At 65.5% G+C, this 24,357-nt stretch carries 16 protein-coding genes; 10 read left to right on the top strand and 6 right to left on the bottom strand.

Going from position 1 to position 24,357, the window contains the following annotated elements; translation table 11 throughout:
- Positions 1-270: 270 nt before the first annotated feature.
- Together R2834_15905 and R2834_15900 are read left to right on the top strand one after the other, a co-directional pair.
- Entirely contained in the window at positions 271-2,823 is a 2,553-nt protein-coding gene (locus R2834_15905) for an MMPL family transporter (GenBank protein MEZ4701823.1), read from the top strand.
- A gap of 161 nt (positions 2,824-2,984) precedes the next feature.
- Positions 2,985-4,418, top strand: coding sequence for an AAA family ATPase (locus R2834_15900; GenBank protein MEZ4701822.1), 1,434 nt, complete (start codon positions 2,985-2,987; stop codon positions 4,416-4,418).
- A gap of 1,060 nt (positions 4,419-5,478) precedes the next feature.
- Here R2834_15900 and R2834_15895 read toward each other — a convergent pair.
- On the bottom strand, positions 5,479-5,991 hold the full coding sequence (locus R2834_15895) for a transposase (protein MEZ4701821.1): 513 nt from the start codon (positions 5,989-5,991) through the stop codon (positions 5,479-5,481).
- A gap of 303 nt (positions 5,992-6,294) precedes the next feature.
- Between R2834_15895 and R2834_15890 the strand changes: the two genes are divergently transcribed.
- From R2834_15890 to R2834_15880, 3 genes are read left to right on the top strand one after another with little or no spacing between them, the layout of a single operon-like run.
- Positions 6,295-7,137 carry an NAD-dependent protein deacetylase gene (locus tag R2834_15890; protein MEZ4701820.1) on the top strand — a complete coding sequence of 281 codons (843 nt, stop codon included), beginning with the start codon at positions 6,295-6,297 and terminating at the stop codon, positions 7,135-7,137.
- Positions 7,138-7,148: 11 nt separating this feature from the next.
- Positions 7,149-8,009, top strand: coding sequence for a hypothetical protein (locus R2834_15885; GenBank protein ID MEZ4701819.1), 861 nt, complete (start codon positions 7,149-7,151; stop codon positions 8,007-8,009).
- A 55-nt stretch (positions 8,010-8,064) separates the two neighbouring features.
- Positions 8,065-9,801, top strand: a complete 1,737-nt coding sequence (locus tag R2834_15880; protein MEZ4701818.1) for a serine hydrolase — start codon at positions 8,065-8,067, stop codon at positions 9,799-9,801.
- Positions 9,802-9,810: 9 nt separating this feature from the next.
- Here the strand turns inward: R2834_15880 and R2834_15875 are convergent, their stop codons facing one another.
- Positions 9,811-12,672 (bottom strand): DUF6797 domain-containing protein, encoded by a 2,862-nt coding sequence (locus tag R2834_15875; GenBank protein MEZ4701817.1) that lies wholly within the window; start codon positions 12,670-12,672, stop codon positions 9,811-9,813.
- A 248-nt stretch (positions 12,673-12,920) separates the two neighbouring features.
- Here R2834_15875 and R2834_15870 point away from each other — a divergent pair, with 248 nt between their 5' ends.
- Complete coding sequence (locus tag R2834_15870; GenBank protein ID MEZ4701816.1) at positions 12,921-13,322, top strand: YciI family protein; 402 nt, start codon at positions 12,921-12,923, stop codon at positions 13,320-13,322.
- Positions 13,323-13,331: 9 nt separating this feature from the next.
- Positions 13,332-14,594 (top strand): sigma-70 family RNA polymerase sigma factor, encoded by a 1,263-nt coding sequence (locus tag R2834_15865; protein ID MEZ4701815.1) that lies wholly within the window; start codon positions 13,332-13,334, stop codon positions 14,592-14,594.
- A gap of 108 nt (positions 14,595-14,702) precedes the next feature.
- Here the strand turns inward: R2834_15865 and R2834_15860 are convergent, their stop codons facing one another.
- The 3 genes from R2834_15860 to R2834_15850 all read right to left on the bottom strand — a co-directional run bounded on the left by R2834_15860 (position 14,703) and on the right by R2834_15850 (position 20,000).
- Entirely contained in the window at positions 14,703-15,218 is a 516-nt protein-coding gene (locus R2834_15860; protein MEZ4701814.1) for a hypothetical protein, read from the bottom strand.
- Between the two features lie 210 nt (positions 15,219-15,428).
- Positions 15,429-18,377: a glycosyl hydrolase gene (locus R2834_15855; GenBank protein MEZ4701813.1), complete on the bottom strand. Its 2,949-nt coding sequence runs from the start codon at positions 18,375-18,377 to the stop codon at positions 15,429-15,431.
- A gap of 147 nt (positions 18,378-18,524) precedes the next feature.
- Positions 18,525-20,000: a Gfo/Idh/MocA family oxidoreductase gene (locus tag R2834_15850; protein ID MEZ4701812.1), complete on the bottom strand. Its 1,476-nt coding sequence runs from the start codon at positions 19,998-20,000 to the stop codon at positions 18,525-18,527.
- A gap of 176 nt (positions 20,001-20,176) precedes the next feature.
- Here R2834_15850 and R2834_15845 point away from each other — a divergent pair, with 176 nt between their 5' ends.
- The 3 genes from R2834_15845 to R2834_15835 all read left to right on the top strand — a co-directional run bounded on the left by R2834_15845 (position 20,177) and on the right by R2834_15835 (position 23,617).
- Positions 20,177-21,721, top strand: coding sequence for a hypothetical protein (locus R2834_15845; protein MEZ4701811.1), 1,545 nt, complete (start codon positions 20,177-20,179; stop codon positions 21,719-21,721).
- Positions 21,722-21,780: 59 nt separating this feature from the next.
- Entirely contained in the window at positions 21,781-23,049 is a 1,269-nt protein-coding gene (locus R2834_15840; GenBank protein MEZ4701810.1) for an ACP S-malonyltransferase, read from the top strand.
- Positions 23,050-23,356: 307 nt separating this feature from the next.
- The gene (locus tag R2834_15835; GenBank protein MEZ4701809.1) at positions 23,357-23,617 is read left to right on the top strand and encodes a hypothetical protein; all 261 of its coding nucleotides are present in this window, start codon (positions 23,357-23,359) and stop codon (positions 23,615-23,617) included.
- 7 nt (positions 23,618-23,624) lie between these two features.
- On the opposite strand, the gene R2834_15830 is transcribed toward R2834_15835, so the two are convergent.
- Positions 23,625-24,353, bottom strand: a complete 729-nt coding sequence (locus R2834_15830; protein MEZ4701808.1) for a lysophospholipid acyltransferase family protein — start codon at positions 24,351-24,353, stop codon at positions 23,625-23,627.
- Positions 24,354-24,357: the final 4 nt, after the last annotated feature.

Here is a 24,357-nt window from a genome sequence, read left to right as displayed (position 1 = left end):
ACGCCGGTTCTGTCGCGCCAGCGGGCCGCAGGAAACAGGGTACGGAGCCGGATGGAAAGCGTCCGGCCGTCCGCTCCCGGTTCATCCGTCGGGCGCGCCGCAGGCGCCGCGTAATCTCTTCCCCCGCACAGGCCTCCGGGGCAGCCTGTAAGGTTATGTCCGCAGGACAGAGCCGGCTCTGCCCTGTATCGCCGCCAGCGGGGCCCGCCTAGATTGGGCGTAGCGTGGTCTCGCCATGCCGTTCCGACGCCGCGATTTCCGGGTAAAACCATGATCGATCGCATCTTCGACGCCCTCCTGCCCCATCTTCGCCGCCTCATCCGGCGCCCGCTGCCGGTGATCGTGGTATGCCTGTTCATCACGGCCGCCGGCCTGTGGGCCACGCTGCAGCTGCGCATCGACAACGACTTCTCCAACCTGATACCGCCCGACTACCCCAGCGTGCAGGCGCTCGAAAAATTGCGCGCGACGGTCGGCGGTGAAAGCGAAGCCGCCGTCATCATCGACAGCCCCTCATTCGAGGCCAACAAACGCTTCGCCGAGGCGCTGATCCCGCGCGCGCTGGCGCTGACGGGAGCGAAGCGTACCGAGCCCTATTTCACGAGCGTCGACTACCGCCGCGACGTGGATTTCCTCAAACACAATCTGCTCTACTTCGCCACCGAGGCCGAACTCGATTCGCTGGAAAGGTATCTGGACGATCTCATCGAGGAGGCGCGGCTGGAAGCGAACCCGTTCTATTTCGATCTGGAGGACGAAGAGCCGGCCACCGACTCGCTCGCCGAGAGCCTGCGGGCCAGCTACGACGACCTGGTCGGGAAGGAGTACCCGATCAGCAGCGACTCCACCGTCCTCGTGCTCCGGTTCTATCCGAGCGGCGTCCAATCCGACCTGGGCTTTATCGAAGACGCCTACGACGATCTGCAGGCGCTCGTCGATTCCATGCGGCCGGCCGATTATCACCCGGAGATGGAGGTGGTCCTCGCCGGCCGGCTGCTGCGCACCCTGATCGAGATCCAGACAATCACGGACGACGTCACGTCGTCCTTCGGGTCGGGCGTGGTCCTGCTGCTGGTGCTGGTGGTGGCCTACTTCTTCTACAAGAACTACCAGGTGCGCGCGGGCCGGCGGTTTTCGATGCGCCTGATCTTCGCCGAGCTTGCCCGCACGCCGGTGACGGCGCTGCTGCTCGGCGTGCCTCTGCTGCTGAGCGAGGCCTGGACCTTCGGCGTGGCCTATCTCGCGTACGGCAGCCTCAACGTCATGACGTCGACGCTGGGCCTCGTGCTGTTCGGGCTCGGGATCGACTTCGGCATCCACTTCTACGCCCGGTACGCCGAGGAACGCGGCGTGGGCCGCGGCGTGGGCGAGGCGATCGAGATGACCTTCATGACGACCGGCAAAGCCATCGCCGTGGTAGCCATCACGACGGCTGCGGCCTTTTATATCCTCATGATCGCCGATTTCCGGGGATTCAGCGAATTCGGTTTCATCGCCGGCACCGGTATCCTGTTCGGGCTTTTTTCGATGCTGGTGATGCTGCCCGCGATGCTCGTTTTCGCCGAGCGACGCGGTCTGTTGCGCCTCGAGATCCACCCCACCGAAAACCGACAGACGCCCGCCCCCGTCCACGCCACCCACCCACCCCGCGCCTATCGGTTCGTGCTGGCCGGGTTTATCCTGGCCACGGCCTGGTCGATCGCGATGTTGCCCCGGGTCTCGTTCGAATACGACTTCGGGGCGCTCGAACCGGTGTACGAACGTTACAACGCCCTGCAGCGCCGGGCGAAGGACGTCTACTCCACCCGCGGCCAGCGTAACGCCGCGTACGTGATGGTCGATCATCCGAACGAGGCGCTGGCCGTGGCCGGCGTGCTGCGCGAGCGCGCGGCGGCCGACACCGTCTCGCCCACCATTCGGTCCGTCGAAACCCTGCAGGACCGTTTTCCGATGCAGCCGGCGACGCAGGCCGCGAAACTGGCGCGGATCGCGCACATCCGCAACCTGCTGGGCGACCCGTTTCTGGCCTCGTCGGACTCCGACTACCTCGCGCTCCTGGTCGACGCCGCCGGCACGACCGCCCCGATCCGCGACGACGAGATTCCCGATTTCATCCGGCGCCCCTTCACATCCAAACAGGGCGAGCTGGGCACGCTGGTCATCGTCTATCCCATCGGCAGCCTGGCCGACGGTCGCCGATCCATGCAGTTCGCGGACGATGTCGGCGTGGTCAGGACGCCTGATGGGCGGACGTATCACGCCGGCTCGACCTCGATCGTGGCGTCGGACATGCTGCGGCTCATGCAGGATGAGTCTCCCGTGATGATCGGCCTGACCGTGCTCCTCATCGTGCTATTCAAGATCATCATCCTGCGCCGGCTGCGCTGGGTCCTGCTCGCTCTCGTCCCGCTCGCATCCAGCTTCATGTGGATGTTCGGCATCATGGCGCTGTTCGATTTCAAGCTGAATTTCTACAATCTCGTCGTGCTCCCCACCGTGCTCGGCATCGGCGACGACAGCGGGATCCACATCGTCCACCGCTATCTGGAGGAAGGCCCGGGATCCATCCGCCGGGTGCTTCGGTCTACCGGCGAGCATATCACCATGAGCGCGATGACCACCATCGTCGGTTTTGGTGGGCTTCTGTTTTCGATGCATCCCGGCATGCGGTCGCTGGGCACGCTGGCCGTCCTGGGTATCAGCATGACCCTCATCGCCGCGCTCGCCTTTTTGCCGGCGCTCCTCACCTGGATGGAGAAACCGGCGCCCCGTCTATCCGTCGAAGCCCGGGAAGGTGTGCACGCGTTGACCGAGGATCCGTGACCCATGACCACAGACCGCCCTCCCCCAGACCTGGCCGAGTTGACCGATTTCCTGGCCGACCCGGCGTCGTATCCGCACGCGCCGGCCTCGGTGCGGATCGTGCAGACGCACATCTCGCTCGTCGCGATCGCACCCCGTACGTCTACAAGGTCAAAAAACCGGTGGATTTCGGGTTCCTCGACTTCACCACGCTCGATCGGCGCAAACACTTCTGTGAGGAGGAGGTGCGGATCAATCGCCGGCTCTGCGCGCGCATCTACCGAGGCGTCACGCCCCTGTCGCGCTGCGACGGGAAGCTGCGGTTCGGGGACGACGGGGAGATCGTGGACTATGCCGTGACGATGGAGGAACTCGACGCCAGGCATTTCCTGCACACCCTCCTGGAAGCCGGCGCGCTCAACCGCAGCCATATCGACCGGGTGGTGGATGCGCTCGTCGGCTTCTACCGATCCGATGCCGCGCGTGCCGACCTTTCCCGCTGGGGCACCGTCGAGGCGCTGCGCGTCAACACCGACGAGAACTTCGACCAGACCGCCGTCTACGCCGGCCGGCTGGTGCCCCGCGCCGCGTACGAGGCCATACAGGCCTACACCCGGCGGTTCTACGCCGAACGGGGCGACGTGCTGGAACGCCGGCGTGCCGAGGGACGCATCGTCGACGGCCACGGCGACCTGCGGCTCGAACACATCCACGCCGGCCCGGAAGGCCTGTGCATCTACGACGCCATCGAATTCAGCGAACGCCTCCGGGCGGTGGATGTCGCCAGCGACATCGGGTTCCTGGCGATGGACCTCGACTTCAACGGCCGGCACGATCTGGCGCGGTATGTCACGGATCGCATCGCGCACGCCCTGAACGACCCCGGACTCCGCGACGTGATCGATTTTTACACCTGTTACCGCGCCTACGTACGCGCCAAGGTGGAAAGCATGCGCAGCGAGGAGCCCGAGGTGCCGGAGTCTGAACGCGCCGCGAGCCGGGACCGGGCCCGGCGCTACTACCGGCTCGCGCTCCGGTACGCCACGCTCGGCGCGCGGCCGGTGACTGTCGTCGTGATGGGCCGTATCGGCGCCGGAAAGAGCACCCTGGCCGGGGGGCTGGGGGAGGCGCTGGCGGTCGAGGTCGTTTCCTCGGATCGCATCCGGAAAGAGGACGCCGGCGTACCGCTGTTCGAGCGCAGCGCACCCGACGTGCGTCAGTGGCTGTACGCGCCCGGACGCACCGAGGCGGTCTATGCCGCGCTCCGCGACCGGGCGGTGCGGCGGGCCGCCGAGGGGAAGAGCACGATCCTCGACGCCACCTACGGCCGGCAGGATGCGCGCCAGGCCTTGCGAGCGGCGCTCGACGCCGCCGGCGTGCCCTGCCTGTTCATCGAGGTCACCGCCTCCGATGCGGCCATCCGCGCGCGGCTCGCGCGGCGAAGCCGCGAGACCGGCGTGGTGTCGGACGCCCGCCTGGATGACTTCGAGACGCTCGCCGCGCGCTATGAAGCGCCGGCGGCCGGCGAATGCCCCCGGCTGGTTCGGGTGGAGGCGCGGGACGACACGGAGGAGACGCTGGCGCAAGCGCTGATGGCGATGGTGAAGGCTGCGTAGGTCGCGCGTTGACAGGGCATCGTGGGATTTGACCACACGCATCCATCGCGGCAAGGTGTCGGGGTACGGTTTATACCAGCGCATCCATCACGGCAAGGTGTCGGGTTACGGCTGTACCGAGCGCCTCCATCGCGGCAAGGTGTCGGGGTACGGTTTGTACCGAGCGCTTCCATCGCGGCAAGGTGTCGGGTTTGTACCGAGCGCTTCGACGCGGTGTCGGGTTACGTTTATACTGAGCGCATCTCATCACGGCAAGGTGTCGGGTTACGGTTTGTACCGACGCTTCCATCGCGGCAGGTCGGGTTACGGTCCCCCGGGGGACCTAACCCCATAACAAGGTTTTTGTCAAGGTAGCCCCAGATTTTTCTGGCGCTGTATCGTAATTTACCAGGGTATACTGCCCGGCGGCGTGCTCGCTCGCACGTCGAATTCAATAAAGGGCTGCACTGCAGGATCACGTTTGGTGTGTCCATCGACTCAGTTACGAGGCGTGGCAACTAAACCCCCATTCGGGCTTTGCGGACTGGTTCAGTCGTGGGAGCATCTGCCTCTGCCCAGATCTACGTCGGTGCGGCATGCTTGCTCCGTTCCCATTCCCGACCAGGAACGTCTACGGTTCAGTTAGACCGTCCGGGCTTCGGAGCAAGGGCCACGTCTCTTCTTTTGACTCGGCCTAAGAGTTCGCCCTTGAACCGGCCATTGAATGCTTTCCCTCTTCGTCCATACCTGATAGACAATCCGCGCCAGCTCCTTGGCTACCAACGTGCGCGCCAGCGCATCGGGTTTCTTTCGCTTCTTGCGCTGGTACCACGAGCGATTTCGGGGTAATACTGCATCGCACGGAGGCTCGCCGTAGCAAAGACCATCTTCAAATACCGATTGCCCTCGCGCGAGCGTTTGTGCCGCGGAACGCTCCGCCGAGTTATCGGCCCCGGGGACAAGTCGGCAGTAAGAAAAGAACTGTCGATCGCTCTCAAAAGCGCGCGATGTCATCCACTTCCAGACGGATGGCGTTGCTCTTTGCCGGATCCCAGAATGCGTAACAAGCGTTGTACCTTCATCAGGTACCAGGTGCGCCTGCAGCGAATGCTCCAGCTGCTTGATCTGCTGCTGCAAGAGCACGATCTGCTCCCTGGTGGCAACGCGCTGGAAGCTGCATCAGCTCAGGAGCGTCGTCCACCTGCTCGACATTCATCTTCTCTAGCAGACGATGGATCGAATTCTGCGCTGCGCCAGATCGCTCGACCAGCTTGAGCCGCGTGCGCAGCACGTCGCGCAGGGGTCTGAGCTCATCTGATATCATATGCGCCTTCCGGCGCAGATCGTTGCGAAGCAACTGAGCTAACATACGGGCGTCAGCGGAATCCGTTTTTACTTTCGCGCTCGTAATGCCTTTCACTTTGCCTGGCATGGGCCAGTGAAGCGCGTGAACGAGCAGCACGCAGGGCATCTTTCGCCCAGTACCATCCTGTCGTGGCTTCAACAACAATGTGGTGCTCGCCTTCTGGCGGCGCACAATCGGCGAAATAGTGACGCAAGACGTCGGGTTACGGTTTGTACCGAGCGCTTCCATCGCGGCAAGGTGTCGGGTTACGGTTTGTACCGAGCGCTTCTATCGCGGCAAGGTGTCGGGTTACGGTTTGTACCGAGCGCATTCATCACGGCAAGGTGTCGGGTTACGGTCCCTGGGGGGACCTAACCCGACCTACGGGGCTGGACCTTGAACATCGAACCTCAAACCTTGAACCTCAAACCTGAACCTTGAACCGCCGCCGGCCCAGCCGGCGGCGATGAAATCGTCTCGGATACACGCTTTGGCTCATGCAAATCTCGGAGCGAGGGGCTATCTTTGGTGCCGCTCAGTTTTGCTTGCTCTATGCTTATCCATAAAAAAGATACCGCGGTCGAGGACCTGATCGGGCTTCTTCGCGGCCGGCGTACGCTCGTATTGACGGGCGCCGGCTGCAGCACCGAATCGGGCATTCCCGACTATCGAGGCCCCCAGACCCGCCTCAAGGCGCGGAACCCCATCCAGTACCGCGCCTTCCTGTCGGACCCGCTCGCTCGCGCCCGTTATTGGGCCAGGAGTATGGCCGGCTGGCCGCACATCGCCTCCGCCCGGCCGCATTCCGGGCATCACGCGCTCGCCCGGCTCGAGGAGCACGGACGTATCACGGGCGTCATCACCCAGAACGTCGACCGGCTCCACCAGGCAGGCGGCACGCGTGAGGTCGTGGAACTGCACGGCGCGCTCGAAGAGGTGATCTGCCTCGAATGCGGCGACGTCACGCGCCGCGAAACGATGCAGCAGCGTCTGCTCGCCCTGAATCCGGAATGGGACGTCACGGCAACCGAAATCGCCCCGGACGGCGATGCGGAGATCGACTACAGCCGGTACATCCATTTCCATGTGCCGGCGTGCACCTGCTGTGGTGGTCCGCTGAAACCGAACGTCATCTTTTTTGGCGAAAACGTGCCCGGCGACCGCGTCGAGCGCGCGTGGCGGATGTACGACCAGTCGGATGCCCTCCTCGTCGTCGGGTCGTCGCTGGCGGTGTACTCGGGTTACCGGTTCGTGCTGCGCGCCTCGAAAGACACGTTGCCGATCGGCATCCTGAACCTGGGCGACTCCCGAGGCGACGCGCTCGCGCACTGTCTCGTGCGGGAATCCTTCGGCGCATCGATGCCGCGGATCGCGGAAGGCCTGCTGGCCTTTTAGCGCGTTTCGCAGTGACCAGGCCCTCCCATACCGCGCTTCGCGCCGGCCTGGCGCTGCTCATCGCCCTCACCGTAGCGCACTGCGGCCAACCCGAGGAGCCCATCCGCCGGTCGGAGCGGCGCTCGGAAACGCGTCCGCTCGAGGCCATGAAGCAGTCGGATTGCTTCACCTGCCACGGCATCACCGAAGCGGCCATCGGGCCGGCCTATGTCCGGATCGCACAGCGTTACGCCGGCGATGGGTCGGTCCGCGCGGGGCTCGTGAACAAGGTGATGGAGGGCGGCGGCGGCCTGTGGGGAGGCGCCCAGATGAGCCGGCATCCCTTCCTCAAGGAGCCCGACGTTGGGCGGATGGTCGACTGGATCCTGTCGACGCACGCCCGGGACTCCCTGCGCCAGGACGCGGCTTCGAGGCGCGCCGTGTCGCCCGTTGGCGACGCCGGCGGCGTCCGCCTGCGTCTTTTTCCGCTCGAAGACCCGGGGCGCTACCCCGACCTCGGCCGGCTCGATCACATGGAACCCCTGTTCACGGGGCGGCTGCCGGCCGCCCGCCTGGCCGGCGCGTCGCTGCCCGAGGCATCGGCCCGGCCGCTGCTCGCCGTGCTCGACGGCACGCTGGACATCCCCGAAAAAAACAGCTACTTCTTCCGGCTGCACGGGGCCACCTCGGGCCGGCTCATCGTCGATGGCGAAGGCGTGATCTCGCCGCTGGAGCAAGACCTCGAAACCCTGCTGCCGCTAGACGCCGGCGCCCATCGCTTCGCCATCCAGTGGCCCATCCGCTCCATCCGGGATAACATGGAGCTGGAGTGGATTCCACCGGACAGCCTGTATTATGGCGATGTGCCTGCGGGTGTTTTTCGCGCGCACTAGGGATTGCGAGGCGAAGCGTGTATCCTGTGGATGCACTCGATCAGCCTCAATGCCTATGACCTCGATCGCATCCCGCTGCCGGCTTGCAGGGCTCCTGCTCGCCCTGTTAGCAGGGCCTCGTTTCGCGGCGGCCCAGCCAGCCATCCAGGCCGCTGACGCCCTGATCGATCAATACGCGGCAGCCGGGCAGTTTCAGGGCGTCGCGCTCGTGGCGCAGGGCGATTCGATCCTGCTCGAAAAAGGGGTGGGCGAGGCCAACCGGGACTGGGGCATCCCGAACGGACGCGAGACCCGGTTTCGGGTCGGCTCAATCACCAAACAATTCACTGCCGCCATCATCCTGCAGTTCGTGGAAGACGGGCGCATCGTGCTGAATGCACCGATCCGGGCCTATCTGCCGGACTATCCGCTGCCGCAGGGCAATCTGGTCACGATCCATCACCTGCTAACGCACACCTCCGGCATCCCCAACTACACCGACAATCCGGATTTCGTGCGCATCATGCGTGACCCATACGCGCCGGATTCGTTTTACCAGATCTTCGCCGGCCTGCCGCTCGAATATGAACCGGGCAGCCGGTATAGCTACAGCAATTCGGGGTATTTTCTGCTGGGCGTGCTGATCGAGCACGTAGCCGGCCAGCCGTTCGAACGCGTGCTTCAAACGCGCCTTCTGAATCCGCTCGGTCTGCACGACACCGGATACGACCGCTACGACACCCTCAACCCGCACCGGGCAACCGGGTATGTCCGCTCGTTCGGGCAGTACGTCCCGGCGCCCTACATCGACACCAGCATCCCGTTCGCGGCCGGCATGATGTACGCCACGGCGCGCGACCTCCACCGCTGGACCCGCCTCCTGCATGCCGGCGCCCCATTTTCGTCGCCTTCCACCCTCGACCGGATGCTGACCCCTGCGCTCGACGACTATGCCTACGGTCTGGCCGTCGGCGCCGTGCCGGTCGGCAGCGACTCCGTCCGCGCGATCCGGCACAGCGGCGGCATTTTTGGCTTCTCGACCGGGCTCTGGTATGTACCCGGCGATTCCCTCACCATCGCCGTACTCGACAACGCCACCGGAAATGCCAACCGGCTTGCCGCCGATCTTCTGCAAGCCCTTTACGGCCAACCCGTAGAGCCACCCCGCCCGCTACTTGCCGACACCCTGGCCACCACCATCGAAATGCGCGGCGTCGACGCGGCGTCGGCGCTCTTCAATCGCCTGATGCGCAATCCAGACGATTGGGATATGGATGAGCAACGCATGAGTGTCCTCGCCCGCGCCTATGCGGACCGCAAGGAGCCCAAGACGGCCCTGAAACTCTTCGAATTCAACACCTTGGCCAATCCGGATTCGTGGCGCACATGGGACGATCTGGGCGAAGCGCAACTTCTCGCCGGTGATCGCGAACACGCCTCACAGTCGTACGCACGCGCCTACGAGCGAAACCCGAGAAGCATGTCCGTCAGCCTTGCGCTCGAACAATTGGGGATCGCCTTGCCGGTGGACTCCGTCCGGCTTTCGAAAGAACAACTTGAGCGATATGCGGGCACCTACCTGATCGAGGGGAATGCTGACGAACGGATGGTGCTTGTTCTGCGTGACAGCCGCCTCAAGATAGACTCTGGAATCGACCAAGACATTGCACTCTATGCCCTCACAGATACCCGTTTCCGTAGCTGGTTCTTTGACGCCAGCATGGACTTCGAAATCGACGATCGGGGGCGTCCGACCCGGCTCGGGTACACCCTCAGGGACCGTCCGACAATCTGGTATCGCCGCATAGAGTAATCGTTCGGCTCACGGCGCCGGCACCTGATGAACCGTTAGATAGACCGTCTCGCGCAGCACGGCGCCGGCTTCCGAGCGCAGCCAGAAACGGACGCGCACCTGGTCGACAGGCTGCTGGTCATCGTACAGCACGGTTACCGTCCGCCCATCCTCCGAACGCCGGATCCCCGTCACCTGAACGGTGTCGCGGCCGGTGGAGTCCGGGTTGGCTACCGACCAGTCCTCCGAGCCGTAGCGCTGCTGCCAGCTGTAGTTCCAACGCAGCACCTCGTAGTTCGCAACATCGACCGCGGCGGCGGCATCGACCGCGGTGTTGAAGGCGAGTTCGACGCCGGCGGATGTCGTGCGAGCACCCACCAGCAAGGCGCCGGCGCGGCCGTTATACCGGACCCGGTACAGCGCGCCGTATTTCGTGGCGAACCCGTCATCCCACCCCGTAAGCCCGGTCGTGTAGATCTGCCCATCGGCGGGGTTGGACCGCACGCGCTGCAGGCCGGTCTCGAACTGGAAGGGCAGCGGAACGACGGCGCCCTGCGTGAGATCGCCCACATCCTGGGGCATCACATGGTACAGCCAGCCTTTCCCGAAACTCGAGTGGATAAACCGGTTCCCGAGCGGTCCCCACGCCGCCGCGCTCCAGGTTCCGCCTCCCGGGGAGTTGTCCAGCTCCTGCGGCATCCACACCATCGGCTCGTCGAACGTCGCCGGCATCTCCATCTCATCCGGCCCCATGAAATACGGGTATTTCCCGGTGGGCGACGGTTTGCCGTCCGGGCTCCACTGGCTCGAATAGATGTTGGGCACGTAGCCGTAGTATCCGCCGGGTTTGATCTGATTGATCTTGTTGCCCGGCATCCAGTTGCCCTGGTTGTCGGACACATACACGCGTCCTTCGGGGGAGACCGTGACCCCGTTTGGGGTGCGGAAGCCCGTGGCGAGGGTCTCGGCGCGCCGGCCGTCCGGCGACACCTTCATCAGGTTGCCGGGACTGGCGTTGTCGGTGTACTGGCCGGCTTTGGAATAGTAAAAATTCCCTTCGGCGTCGGTCTGTAGCCCGAACGCGAACGAATGGAAGAAGCTCGACACGTCGTGATCGGCGTAGAAGCTCTCGTAGAAGTCGGTCTCTCCGTCGCCGTTGAGATCGTGCAGCCGCACGATGCGGTCGCGGGCGGTGACGTAGATCTGCCCGTCGACCACGCGGACGCCCATCGGCTCGTAGAGCCCGGTCGCGATGCGTTGCCAGCGGACCGTCTCCAGGCCGGCATCGAGGCCCGAGGCGATCCAGATGTCCCCGAGGTAGGTCGCCAGCACGAGCCGGCCGTCGGGGAAAAAGTCGAGCGCCGTCGGTCGAATCCAGGCGTTCCACGGGTTGGCATACGGCAGGCCGATCTCATCGACCGAATACGGGTAGTCATCCGCCAGCACGACCTTCTTTCCGGGCGCGTCGCGGTCGTCGTCGGTATAGGCCGCCGGCTCGTAGTGCGGCTGCCCCACGTCCAGCCGGCCGCTCGTCACCACCTGCTGATTCCACCGGGCCGTCCCGCCGTGGATCATGGACGCGAGATCGGGGAGCGGCGCCGTCCGGGCCGCGCGGGCCGTGCGGAGGAACGCCTCCCACGACCTGCCGGCGTAGCGGACGACGCGGATCCGTCGCGTGGTTTCACTGGCGGGCACGTGCAGCACGATCCGGCGCTGCGCATCCACTTCCCACCGGAACCCGTCGAGGTCGCCCGTAGCGAACGCGGCCACCAGCTGCCCGTCCGCGCCGCGGACCCGGGCCGCATGCCCCGCCGCTGCGCCGCTCGCACCCGCATCGGCCGCCCCGTCGAGCGCGACGACGCTCCCGCGCCAGGAGGAGGCGGGAGGAAGCTGGGCGACGTACAGCCGCTCGGCGCGATCGCCGGGACCGATGTCGAGCGTATGCGCCAGCAGCGTGAGGCCGTTCTCCCGGATCGCCTCGGGTCGTTCGAGGACGGAGCGGCCCATCGTTTCGTAGGCGATCAGCGTGTGGTCCTCAAACAGGTAGTGCCCGGTGTAGCGGAGCCGGTCGGCCGGCAGCGGCGCGCGCGGCGAGGTCGCGGCATCCAGCGCCTCGAACCCGCCTCGATAGCCCCAGCGCCAGGTTTCCAGGCCGGCGAACGCCTTGCCGGCCACGGCCGGCTTCCCTTCGCCCCGGTACTGATGAAACTTGGTCTGCGACAGATCCAGCGAGCCCGTCCAGGCCGCCACGACCTCCATCCGCAGCAGGTCGTAGCTGAGATGCACGTCGTGCCCGATAGCCACGGTGAGCGCATCGCTCGTGCGTCCCGCGAGCTGCGCGTAGAGCACGCGGCCGTAGTCGCCCGGATGCGCCTGCGCCCAGGTCTGCCCCCATTGCTGCAGCCCGAGCGCCGCGCCGGCTTCCGCCTCGGCGCCGGCGGCGCCAACGAGCGGCGTCCGCGGGAGGCCGTCGAGGTAGGCCTCGGTGACCGGGGCATAGCCGGGCGTGCTCGCCGTCGCCATGAAGGTTTCCCGGATATACTGGATAACATAGTAGCGTTCGGCCGGCGTGAGCCACGTCTGGCCGGCCATGGCGCCGCGCCCTTCGGTCACCGTCTTCCACATGCTGTAGGGATCGCTGCCGTATTTGAGCGCATCCCGGCCGAACGAGCGGGCGGTGGGCAACGTGGCGACGCCCCGCTCGCCATGGCAGGCCGCGCAGGCGCCCTGATAGATGGCCTCGCCGCGTTTCAGCGTGGCGTCGTTGAGGCTGCGCAGGAGGTCGGCGTGGCGGGTCGACTGCGCGGCGGCGGGATGACAGACGAGGAAGACCAGCAGGGCGGCGATCGCCCCGATGGAGCGACACGCCGGGATTAACAGAGAGCGATGCATGGGACGTCTCGGCGATGGGGGAAGGGGTCGTCGGCAAACGAGGATCTACCGATCCGCCTCCAAGTATAGCAAAAACACCCATCAATCCATGTCCGCGACCGCAGATCGCGATGCGACGTGGCGCCGTTCCGCCGTACCCTGAAAAAAAATCCCGGGCCGCCTGTCGATTTCGGACAGGTCGATGCGTCGGTTTACCGTCCGGGCAAGCGGTTTGCCCCGACGATGCCATTAAACCTTACGTGACTCCGATGAAATACTACCTGCTGATGTACGCCGACGAAAAAGGCGGCGCGTCCCTCCCCAAAGCGGAGATGGATGCCTGGATCGCTAAGATCGTGGCGTGGAACGAGGAGATGAGGGCCGCCGGCGTGCTGGTGCGCTCCGAAGGCCTGATGCCCACATCGGCCGCATCGACGATCCGGGTGCGCGACGGAAAGACGCTGACGACCCATGGCCCGTTCGCCGAGACGAAGGAACAACTCGGCGGCTTCCACCTGATCGACTGCCCGAACCTCGACGAGGCCATCGAATGGGCCGCCAGGGCGCCGGGCGCCCTCTTTGGCTCCGTCGAGATCCGGCCCGTGTGGGATATGAAGCTCGAGGATGCGGTCGAGGCGGCGCGCGACCAGGGCTTCATCAATACGAAATAAGGCCGCACCATGAACGACAGCGTCCAGGCCCGGCTCGACCGGATCCATCGGCAGGAGCATGGCCAGATCCTGGCCACGCTGGTGAGCTGGCTGGGGGATTTCGAGCGGGCCGAGGACGCGGTGCAGGATGCGCTGCTCGAGGCGCTGGAGCGCTGGCCGCGGGATGGGGTGCCGGACCGCCCCGGCGCCTGGCTCACGACGGTGGCGCGACGAAAGGCACTCGACCGGCTTCGGCGATCCACGCCGGAGCCGGTCGCTCCCGAGCTGCTCGCCGCGCCGGGCGGCGAGCCTGGAACGGACGAATGGGAGGAGGAGGCCTCCTATCCGGACGAGCGGCTCAAACTGATGTTCACCTGCTGCCACCCGGCCCTGCCGCTCGAGCAGCAGGTCGCCCTCACCCTCCACACCCTCGGCGGCCTCACGACGACCGAGATCGCCTCCGCCTTTCTGGTGCCGACGGCCACGATGGCGCAGCGGCTGGTGCGGGCCAAGCGCAAGATCCGGGAAGCCGGCATCCCGTTTCACATCCCCCCGCCTCACCGGCTGGCCGGCCGCATCGACGCCGTCCTCCATGTGCTTTATCTGATCTACACCGAAGGCTACGCCGCCTCCGCCGGCGACGCGCTGATCCGCGGCGCGCTGTGCGAGGAAGCGATCCATCTGTGCCGGCTCCTCGAAGGGCACATCCGGGCGCACCGGCCCCCGACGGAGCTGCACGCCGAAATCCTGGGGCTGCTCGCCCTGATGCTGCTCAGCCATGCCCGCCGCGACGCGCGCCTGGGGCCCGAAGGAGCGCTGATCGTGCTCGACGAGCAGGACCGCGCGCGATGGGACAGCCGGCATCTGGCGGAAGGCCTCGCGCATTTCGACGTGGCCATGCGCTTCGGCGTCGCCGGCCCGTATCAGATCCAGGCCGCCATCCATGCCTGTCACGCCCTCGCCGACCCCAACGACGCGTCCCGCTGGGGACGCATCGCGACGCTCTACGAACAACTGCTCGCGTTCACCGACACCCCCATCGTACGGCTCAACCGGGCGGTCGCCGTCTCCCTGGCCGACTCGCCCGAAGCCGGCCTCGCCCTGCTCGTGCCGCTCGAAGAAGCGCTGCGCGGGTACGGCCCCTATTACCTCGCCCGGGGCGACATGCACGAACGGGCCGGGCAAAAAGAACACGCGCTCGCGGCGTATCGATCCGCACAGGACCTGACACAAAACGCCGTCGAGCGCGCGCACGTGGAGAGGAGGGTTCGAGGACTGAGGGTCCAGGTTTAAAGGGGGTACGGCTCTTTCTGAAGAAGTATCAGACGGAGCCTGATCCCTTAGACCTCAGTCCTTACACCTCAAACCTTTATCCCCTTTGCGTCACATCCCATACACCGCTTAATTCAGGCCGACGAGACCGAAGGGGGTTTCCAGGAACGATCCGAAGATCTCGATTTCCTCGTCCGGGTCTTCGCTGGAAGCGTCCGTATCCGGTTCGCCTTCCAGGGCCACCGGGCCCGGCGTATAGGTCCCATATCCGATCGCGAGCACCCGGCCGTTGTCGTCCGTCAGGACGGTGTTGACTGTGTACATCGTCGACCGCGCGGCGACCACCTGCGCGGCGGCCAGCAATTTGCCGGAGGCCAGGGTCTGCGTCACGTAATAGTTGAAGGAGGAGACCGTCACGAATTGCTCCTCGACGAGCGAGCCGGCGGCCAGCAGGGCGGCGTCGGACAGGAGTTTATGGTAAACCGTGGGATCCACGCGCCGGCTGGCGTCCAGATCCTGTTCGCCGATCGGATGGATCACACGCGCCTTGCCGGTGCCGACCGTCACGTCGCCGTCCGCATAAAAGCTTGACGATGCGTCGCGATGGAGCCGGCTCAGTCGTTCGTAATGGCGCTGATTGATCATATGCTCACCTCGAGCCACAGGAGGCTCTGGTTGGTTTTTGGGGCATCTGCGGGGGATGAATCCGAAAAACCGTACCAGCTTTTATTTCCTGTCATTGTGACAGGAAATGGCCTTTTCTGCGTCCGTGGGGCCTCTTACGCATGCCGGCTATCGCCCCGCTGATGCACGCCGGCCTCGACGCATCGGCTCGGCATGCGGATCGCAGGGACGCTATTGATGCCCGTTCGTCAGCGGCACCAGCGTCACCGGGCCGAGCAGGCCCGACCGCAACGGCGCCCAGGCCGACGCATCGAAGAGCCCGCGTTCGTTCCGGTTCTCCCGGAGCCGCGCCGCGATGTTCACGTTGTAGAATGTCTTCCACACCTCGCCGCGCCGGTCCATGTCGGCGATCCGGTTTGCCATCAGATTGGTCACCTCCACCTCGAGCAGGTTCTCATCCTTGAGCTTCCCGGGCGGAATCATCACCTGCCACTCGGGGCCGATCAGCACGGCCAGCTCCTCCCCGTTGAGCCGCACCCGCGCCGCGACGCGCACATCGCCCAGATCGAGCAGCCAGGCGTCGGCCTGCCTCGACGGCCGGGGGAACGTCTGGGAATAGACGGCCGTGCCGGAGAAGCGCTCCAGCGCCGGCATGTCCCATTCGGTCCACGACGACAGGGTCAGCGCATCGACACGCACCGGCTCCGGCCGCTCGGGACCGCCGGCCGTGAACGCCACCTGCCATGCGCTCCCCAGTGCCACCATGACATCGTCCCGCTGGTAGTAGGGATAGCCCGCTCCGCGCGGCGCGCCGGCGGAGGTCTGGACGATTCGCGAGGACCCGGGCGGGATCTGCAGGTAGACCTCCAGCCCGCCGTCGGCCGCCTCCCGCGTGTCGGCCACGCCGAGGGTCGCCAGCAGCGGATCGAACAGCGCGGCATACCGATCGGCGACGCCGAACGGGACCCATCCATCGACGGCCGCCGTTCCCGTGTTGACGACGAAATAGGTCGTGCCCGATGCCTGCTTCCGGCGCACAAAGGCGAGGCCGTGCTCCGGCAGCGTCTCGCGCCGGATGCCGGCGTAGGTCAACCCGTCTTCCAGCCGGTCGGCCAGGACCAGCCGGCCCGCGCCGAGGGCGGCCTCGCTAACGCCCGCGGCCGGCGTGGGGGTGAAGTCGAACTGCGCCAGGATGCGGGCACGCTCCGCCCGGCGCCCCTCCAGTTCGCCCCATCCCGGCACATCGGCTGGCAGCGCGCCCGCCACGACGACGGTGGCGCCGCTCTCCACCAGCAGGGCGATATGTTCGAGCGTCGCGGGCGGCATGAACTGCACGGCCGGCACGACGAGCGTCTGATACCGCGCGTTCCCGGCCAGCAGCACATGGTCCGCTACCGAGACCCGCTCCAGCAGCCGGTCGGAGACGAAATCGAACGCCACCCCCTCGGCCTGCATCCATTCGGCCGCCTCCTTGAACGGCATCCCCTCAAACCCGACGCCTAGCCCCCCGTCGAAATGCGCGAGCATCTCGCGACCGCGCCGGGCGATGCGGTCGTGGAACGGGTAATAGAGCAGGACATCGTTGTCCGGCGTCCCCATCTGGAGAAAAGACTGGACTCGGGACGCGTAGGCATTGAGCGCCGGAAAATCCGTCCAGAGCGGATTGACCGGGGTCATGTGCACCGCGGCGTAGAAAAGCCAGCCCGGCCACGCCGCTTCAGCGGGCGAATAGGCGGTGCCGTGGTACAACACATGGTTCACGCCGGCGAGCCAGAACAGCTCCAGCGCCTTGCGGACGTCGCCGAGCGACGAGAGAAAATGTTCGTTGAGCCAGGTGGCCGACTCCGACGAGCTGAGCGGTTTTCCACTGACGTTGGCCGCCGAACTCGCCATCTTGGCGCGGAGGATGTCGGTTCCCTCCGTCTCCGGGATGTCGCTCGCGGCGTAGAGGTCGAGGATATTGGCCGGCGAGCCGTGGGCCTGGTTCCGCACGATGGCGCCGTGCCCGTGGGCCCAGCCGCTCCAGCGGGCGGTGAAGCGCTCCAAAAGCAGATCGGAAAACGTCTCGCGGTAATCGGTGAGGACGCGGATAGCCTCGTCTTCGTCGCCCTCGCCGAAGAGGGCAGGCAGATGGTCGCGCAGGTCGTAGCCGCGGTGCTCGCGGAAGGCGTCGAAAAAGTCGGGGGTCCAGTCGGCCTGGCCGCTCGCGTCATCCACTTCGTAGGAGTCGTTGAAGAAGGCGCGGAGCGAGCCGAGGTCGCGGCCGGCGAACGCCTCGTCGAACGGCGCGAGGTAGCGGTCGATGGCCGACTCCGAGAAGTGGTCGATGACCATCCCTTCGCCGCCCGGGGCCGCGCGTTCCACCATCTTGCCATGCCACCCCTGGAAGACCGCGTAGAGCGTCCACTCCCCGGCCGGGGCCGTCCAGTCGAGCCGGCCGGCCGCATCCACGGAACCGGTGAGGTCGATCCGGTCGCCGGCGTCCGAGTACGCCACCAGCGCGGCGAGGGGCATCGGGCGATCGTAGCGCACCTGGTCGAGCGCCAGCGCCTGGAGGTTCTCGTTGGCCGTGACGGGCTCGGCGAGGTCGGAGATGGTGAGATGGTCGGAGGGCGAGCGCTGCCGCGACTCGTCGACGGCCGGCTGCCCGGTCGGGCCATAGATCCCGCTGGTGAGTTCGTAGATCTGATTGCCGACGGCGCGAAGGATCGGGGTCTGGCGCGCGACGACGGGCGTGGCGAGGCGCTGCCCTTCACGGAGGCGATAGGTGGCGTGCGTGGCATAGCGGGAGGCCGAGGCATCGTCCACGTGCGGACCGCCAAACGGCCACCCGGTGCCGGTCGCCATGTCGACGCCCAGGCCGAGCCGGTCGGCTTCGCGGAGGGTATGGATGAGCAGATCCACCCATTCGTCCGACAGGTAGGGTACGAACGCGTCCTCGTAGCCGGCTACGCCGTAGATCGGCGTGATCTCCACTCCGCCGAGGCCGGCGTCGCGGTAGGCTTCGAGGGCGGCGGTGATGCCGGCCGGCGTCACGGAACTGCCATGCCACCACCAGCGGGTCCACGGTTTCGAGGTCTGCGTGACGGCGGGCCACGCGACGTCGGCGGAAGGAGCGGCCGTGCACGCCGCGAGGAACAGGCCGGCGGCGCACAGGATGAAGAAGCGACGTAGGATCATCTGGGACGATGTGCGGGATCGCACAAACGGGAAGGGATGTTTTCAGCAAAACAAACGAAAAAAAGCCAATGTCGCCTCTCCGTCTGGTACACCGCGCGGGCGGATACGCCGGTCGAGACGACATTGGCTGGATGCCGGGCCGCCTGCCTAGCTGCGTTTGCCGGGCATCGGCAACGGGGCCACATGCGACGGCATCTGCGGATAGTCCGGGTAGCCGATGTTCTTCACGAGATCGGAGATGACGACGTCGGACTTCGTCTGGAAGCTGGTGTTGGCGGCGATGCCGGTCAGGATCGAATAGGCGCCGGCGCGCTGGTCGGCGGCTCGTTTGTATTTGTCCATCTTCTTTTCGGGGAGGAAGATGTCGTCGAGCATGACGTCGTCCCCGCCCCCGTGGCCGCCTTCACCCGTCCAGGGTTCGTGCTCGACGGGGGCGCCGCGGAGCGGCACCACGCGGGTGGTTACGCCGCCCTCGGCGATGCCGCCCTGCACGGTATCGGTGCCATTGACGTAGATGGCCTCGACGACCTGGTGTTCGAGCCGGCCCTTCGTCCCGTTGAAGTTGATCGTGTACCCTTCCCACGCATTAAACGCGTTCAGGGAATACGACATCTGCACGCTGTTGTCGTACTCGACCGACACGACCATCGTGTCCTCGATATTGATGTCCGGCCGGAAGACGCACTTGTCGCGGTAGTAACCGTCGTACTGCTCGTTATCGAGGTATAAGGCCTTGAGACCGGGGTTGGCGGACAGATCCATCTCGAACGCGCAGGCGTTTTTTTCGGGGCAGGTGTGGCAGCGTTCGTGATAGCTTTGCAGACCGATGCGCTGCGCCATCTCCGGCGTGTAGAAGTCGCGCTTGCCCTTCGCCATGACCGAAACCGGAATCGCGGACAGCCACCAGTTCACCAGATCGAAATGATGCGTCGCCTTGTGCACCATGAGGCCGCCGGAGAACCGCTTGTTGCTGTGCCAGCGCCGGAAGTAGTCGGCGCCGTGGAACGTGTTGAGGAGCCAGTGGAAGTCGACCGAGAGCAGATCGCCGATGGCGCCGCTCATGAGAATGTCCTTGACCTGGGTGCGGGGGGGCGAATAGCGGTAGTTGAAGGTGACGGTGCACTTCTTCCCGGTGCGCTGCTGCGTGTCGATGATTTGCTGGCACTTCGCGGCGTCGATCGTCATCGGTTTTTCGGTGATGACGTCGCAGCCGAGCTCCATGGCGCGGATGACGTATTCATGATGGAAGCCGTCGACGGTCGTGACGATGACGACATCCGGCCGGGTCTGCTCGATCATCCGGTCGAAATCGGTCGCGTGGAAGGTCGGGATGTCCTTTCCGGTCGCCTGCTTGCCGCGCGCGGCGGCCTGACGCACCCGCCCTTCGTTCGGGTCGGCGAGGCCCACCATTTCGGCGTGTTCGGCATAGGTCTGAAACACGGCGCGCTGGTACATCTGGGAGCGGGAGCCGGTGCCTACGTTGGCATAGCGGACTTTTTTGCGCAGGCCTACGAGACCGGGCCCTAACGGCCGGCCGGCCAGGAGCAGCCCCGTGCTTGCGGCTGTGGTCGTCTTTACAAAGTCGCGTCGATTCAGCGATTCCGATGGGGAAGATTTCTTCATGGTCCTCTGAGGATTTGCCTATAGCCTGATGGTGCCGCGTACCGCCACACGCGAACGCACCTGCTATTCTATCGAATCGCGGAAAGAGGCGCAAACCTTGCGAAGCCTTGTCCCGAAACGAATGGTTAAATAGCTGTATTTTTATTGCCCGCGTCCCGTTCCAACCATCCGCCGCCATGAAATCGATCACCCTGTTCGCCGCGCTGTTCCTCCTCGCCGGCTGCCGCCCCGCCGGCCCGGCGCCGGGCGCCGTCTTTCGCGCGGGCGGCTCGGTGCGAGACATCACGCCGGACCTCGGGGAGCGCTATACCGACCTGAACGGCAACAACCGCTGGGACGCGGACGAGCCGTTCGACGATGCGAACGGGAACGGGGTCTTCGAGCCGCTCTGGCTGGCCAACGACCGGCGCCGGCCGGCGCTCAGCATCCACGACAACCTGTCCGTTGCGGTGGTGGTGATCGATGTCGGCGGCGTCCGCATCGGGATGGTGGGGCTGGATTCCTTTGGGCACGGCCGACAGGAGCTGGAGGCCATCCGGCGCGACCCCGGTTTTCGCTCGACGGGCATCGACCTGCTGATCATGGGGTCGTCCCACACCCATGAGGGGCCGGATGTCGTCGGGATGTACGGCCCCTCGGAGACGGAGTCGGGCGTGGACACGACGTATCTGGCCCGCGTCCGCGCGCAGACCATCATGGCGCTCCAGGAATCGGTGGCCCGGCTCAAGCCGGCGACGATGGAGCGCGCGACGATGCGCACCGGGCTGGACACGTACCAGGTCGACCAGCGGGATCCGGTCATCATCGACGACCGCCTCGCCGCCCTGCGTTTCCGGGAAACGGGAAGCGGACGCGTCATCGCCACGCTCGTCAACTGGGCCAGCCATCCCGAACAGGTCATCAACGGGTCCAGCATCAGCGCCGACTACGTGGGCGCGTGGCGCAGGGCCCAGCAGGAACGCTACCCGGACGCCGCGCCCGTGTTCTTCCAGGGGGCGCTCGGCGGCCAGATCGGATCGAACCGGATCGCCTTTTCGCACGAGGGCGTGACGTACGACGCCTGCGGCGAATGCAGCTACGAGAAGGCCGGCGCGCTGGGCGTCATCCTCAGCCAGCTGACGGAAAATGCACTGTCGAACGCAACGTCCGAAACACCCGATACGATCGTGTGGCGCTCCCGCGAGGTGCGTCTGCCCGTCGAAAACGCCGGCTTTCAGTACCTCTTCGCCGCGGGGGTGCTGGACCGCACCCTCGAGGATGCCGGCGGCGCGCCGCTCGACGCCTATCGCCCCGGCGAGCCGGCGTTCGTTCGCACCGAAATGGCCTACGTGCGCCTGGGCGGCGTCTCCCTGCTCACCGTTCCCGGCGAACTGCTCCCCGAACTGGCCATCGGCGGGTACGATGGACGCTTTACGCCGGGCGGCGAGGCCGGCCTGTGGTCGCCCGACAACGAGGGCATCGAGGACCTCGCCGGCGCCCCCGGCCCACCTTACCTCCGCGACCTGCTCGATACGCCGGTGACGATGATCTTCGGCGTCACCCAGGACTTCCTCGGCTACATCATCCCGCCCTTCAACTTCCAGTTGCACCCCACCCGCCCCTATCTCGATTCGCCCGACTGGGATCATCATTACGAGGAAACCAACGCGCTCGGGCCCCAGACCGCCGGACTGATCCTCCAAACCGCCGCCGAACTCGTCGGGAGCCCGGAAGCGCGTTGAACGTTGGAGGCCCGCGACGTACCTTTAGCGCCGTCCAACCACCAACCCTCCGCCGACCCATGGCTGCTTACGAACCCCAGATCATGTTTACGTTTCCCGGACAGGGCTCGCAATATGTGGGCATGGGAAGCGATCTCTGCGAACGGTACGAGACGGCCCGCGCCCTCTATCGCCAGGCCAACGAGATCCTCGGCTTCGATATCACGCGCCTTTCGTTCGAGGGGCCCGACGAAGAGCTGACGCGCACCCGCCACACGCAGCCGGCGTTGCTGACGCACGCCATCGCCTGCATGGAGGTGTTTCGGGAGTTGACGGACGGCGCGTTCGCCCCCGCCGTCGCGGCCGGCCACAGCCTCGGCGAATATTCGGCGCTCGTCGCCTCGGGCGCGCTGACGTTCGAGCAGGCGCTCCTTCTCGTCCAGAAACGGGGCGAGCTCATGGGCGAATACGGCCGAGGCAAAATGGTGGCCTTCAAACTGGAACTCGATACCGTACGCGGCTTCGCGGACCGGTTTTATTGCGGCATCGGCGGGTGCAACCTGCCCGAGCAAACCGTCGTGGGAGGGACCGAGGAAGACCTGGAGGCGCTGCAAACCTATGCCGAGAGCCTCGGCGTGAAGGGCATCCCCCTCAACACGGAAGGCGCGTTCCATACGTACCTGATGATCACGGCCGCCGAGGCGTTCCGGCCAGCGCTCAACGCGGCGGACATCAAGTCGCCGGCGTGCCGCGTGTTGTCCAACTACACGGGCGAATACCACGAGGAAGACCCGTCCAAGATCAAGGCGTACCTGTTTTTCCAGCTCTTCAACCCGGTCAAGTGGATCTGGAGCGTCCAGCGCGCCATCACCGACGGCGTCAACATCGTATTCGAGTTCGGCGGCGGCATCGGAAAGGGGGATGGGCCGGCCAGCAAACGCCCCAACCTGCAGAGCATCACCAAACGGGCGTTCCAGGGGGTCGACCGGCACGGGCTCTATTTCCCGGCCATCAACGTGGAAACCATCGAGGACGCGGCCCGGTCGATGCAGCGGCTCGCCCTGCTCGAAGCGCCGCAGCCCGCCGGCGACGCCGTGCTCCACCTCCCGCTCCGCAACGGGGTACCGACCGACGAGGCCTACAAGGCGCTGACCGCGGGCGCGAGGGCGGTCGACAACCGCTCCATCGCCCTGCAGCTCGAATCGGCCGAGGAAAACGCAGCGGAAGTCGCGAAACTGGCCGCGAGCGATGCGCCGGCCAAACCCGAACCCTACCTCACCGTCGGCGGTGACGCCGCCCCTCTGCTCGGCAAACCGATGATCCAGGCACTGCAAGACCGTGTTGACTGAGGGGGGTAGGAGTTCGAGGTTTGAGGATCAAGGTTTAAGGGAAGGGTGCCTTAAACCTTGATCCTCAAACCTTGACCCCTCCACCTCCTACCTGGGGCAGCGTAGAAATGGCGCATGGGTCCGCCATATCGTGTGCCAATGACGCGTTCTCGGATACCCGAAACGACTCGCTGGCGTGGCAGGCATTTCCCTACCTTGTTTACGCGATGCCACCCCGGCTCGTACTACCCCTGGCGTGTCCCCTGAAACACCGCCTGAATGCTGGCTGCGCCACCTGTGGCCGGAAGTGAAGTAAGTACAGACCTACATGACACTAGTAGATAACTCAAGTGCCGCATCGACGGGTGCGCTTCGATATTTCGTCTTTATCGTTTGCATCTGCGTCGTGCTTTTCTTTTTCCTCGTCGTTCGACTGGCGAGTGGCCTGACACCCGAAATTTATTACGATCCGCCCGTCAAGCCCGTGTACCGTGCTCAGGCTACGGTTCCGGCCCAGGTGGATCCGACCACCGCCGCAGCGCCGCTCAGCGTCGACGCCTATCAGAAACAGGCATTCGCCTCGTTCTGAGCGCGGATCAGCCGGCCCGCACGGCGGCTTCGATGAGGTCGTGCACCCGCTCGGTGAGCGTCTTGACGTCCTCGTCGGCGAATGTCTCGTACGGAATGGGGTTGAGCACCCGCACGTAGATGATGTGCCGTCCGCTGATGGAGAGGCGCCCTTTGGGGAGCGCATCCTTGCTGCCGATGATGGCGACGGGCAGGATGGCGACCTGCGCCCGTTTGGCGAGGGCGAACGCTCCCGATTTGAACGGCTGCATCTCGCCGGTGGTCGAACGCGTCCCTTCCGGAAAGATGTACACGCTGCTGCCCTGCTCCAGATGCGCGCCGGCGGCCTTCATCATGTCCACGATGCCCTGGCGGTCGCCCCGTTTCAGCTTCACGTGGCGATTGAGCATCATGTTCCACCCCACGAACGGGACCTTGAAGAGTTCGGCCTTGGCGACCCATTTGAAATGGGTGTAGATCATATAGCCCGCGAGGATGTCGATCAGCGACTGGTGATTCGACACGATGACGTAGGTGGCTTTCTGGTCGATCTTCTCGCGCCCGACGACGACGACCTTCCACGCCGGCATGCCCCAGATGTAGAGGGATGCCCAGAAGGACGCGAACTTGTGCAGGACGATCAGGCGCGGGTCGAAGGGCTGCGTCACGATGCGGATCACGACCGCGATGAGGACGCAGGTGACGGCCGTCACGATGAAATAGATAAAAAACAGGAATGTGAACAGGCGGTCGAGCATGACG

It is taken from the genome of Rhodothermales bacterium, from assembly GCA_041391505.1.
GTDB lineage: Bacteria > Bacteroidota > Rhodothermia > Rhodothermales > JAHQVL01 > JAWKNW01.
The sequence above is the reverse complement of the archived record's forward strand: the minus strand, read 5'-3'. Positions and strand labels throughout refer to the sequence as shown.

What these genes read in the sequence shown, in the direction of transcription:
- R2834_15905 (MEZ4701823.1), top strand. Translation starts at nt 271, where the DNA reads ATGATCGATCGCATCTTCGACGCCCTCCTGCCCCATCTTCGCCGCCTC.
- R2834_15895 (MEZ4701821.1), bottom strand. Translation starts at nt 5,991, where the DNA reads ATGGAAGCGCTCGGTACAAACCGTAACCCGACGTCTTGCGTCACTATT.
- R2834_15890 (MEZ4701820.1), top strand. Translation starts at nt 6,295, where the DNA reads ATGCTTATCCATAAAAAAGATACCGCGGTCGAGGACCTGATCGGGCTT.
- R2834_15880 (MEZ4701818.1), top strand. Translation starts at nt 8,065, where the DNA reads ATGACCTCGATCGCATCCCGCTGCCGGCTTGCAGGGCTCCTGCTCGCC.
- R2834_15875 (MEZ4701817.1), bottom strand. Translation starts at nt 12,672, where the DNA reads ATGCATCGCTCTCTGTTAATCCCGGCGTGTCGCTCCATCGGGGCGATC.
- R2834_15870 (MEZ4701816.1), top strand. Translation starts at nt 12,921, where the DNA reads ATGAAATACTACCTGCTGATGTACGCCGACGAAAAAGGCGGCGCGTCC.
- R2834_15865 (MEZ4701815.1), top strand. Translation starts at nt 13,332, where the DNA reads ATGAACGACAGCGTCCAGGCCCGGCTCGACCGGATCCATCGGCAGGAG.
- R2834_15860 (MEZ4701814.1), bottom strand. Translation starts at nt 15,218, where the DNA reads ATGATCAATCAGCGCCATTACGAACGACTGAGCCGGCTCCATCGCGAC.
- R2834_15855 (MEZ4701813.1), bottom strand. Translation starts at nt 18,377, where the DNA reads ATGATCCTACGTCGCTTCTTCATCCTGTGCGCCGCCGGCCTGTTCCTC.
- R2834_15850 (MEZ4701812.1), bottom strand. Translation starts at nt 20,000, where the DNA reads ATGAAGAAATCTTCCCCATCGGAATCGCTGAATCGACGCGACTTTGTA.
- R2834_15845 (MEZ4701811.1), top strand. Translation starts at nt 20,177, where the DNA reads ATGAAATCGATCACCCTGTTCGCCGCGCTGTTCCTCCTCGCCGGCTGC.
- R2834_15840 (MEZ4701810.1), top strand. Translation starts at nt 21,781, where the DNA reads ATGGCTGCTTACGAACCCCAGATCATGTTTACGTTTCCCGGACAGGGC.
- R2834_15835 (MEZ4701809.1), top strand. Translation starts at nt 23,357, where the DNA reads ATGACACTAGTAGATAACTCAAGTGCCGCATCGACGGGTGCGCTTCGA.
- R2834_15830 (MEZ4701808.1), bottom strand. Translation starts at nt 24,353, where the DNA reads ATGCTCGACCGCCTGTTCACATTCCTGTTTTTTATCTATTTCATCGTG.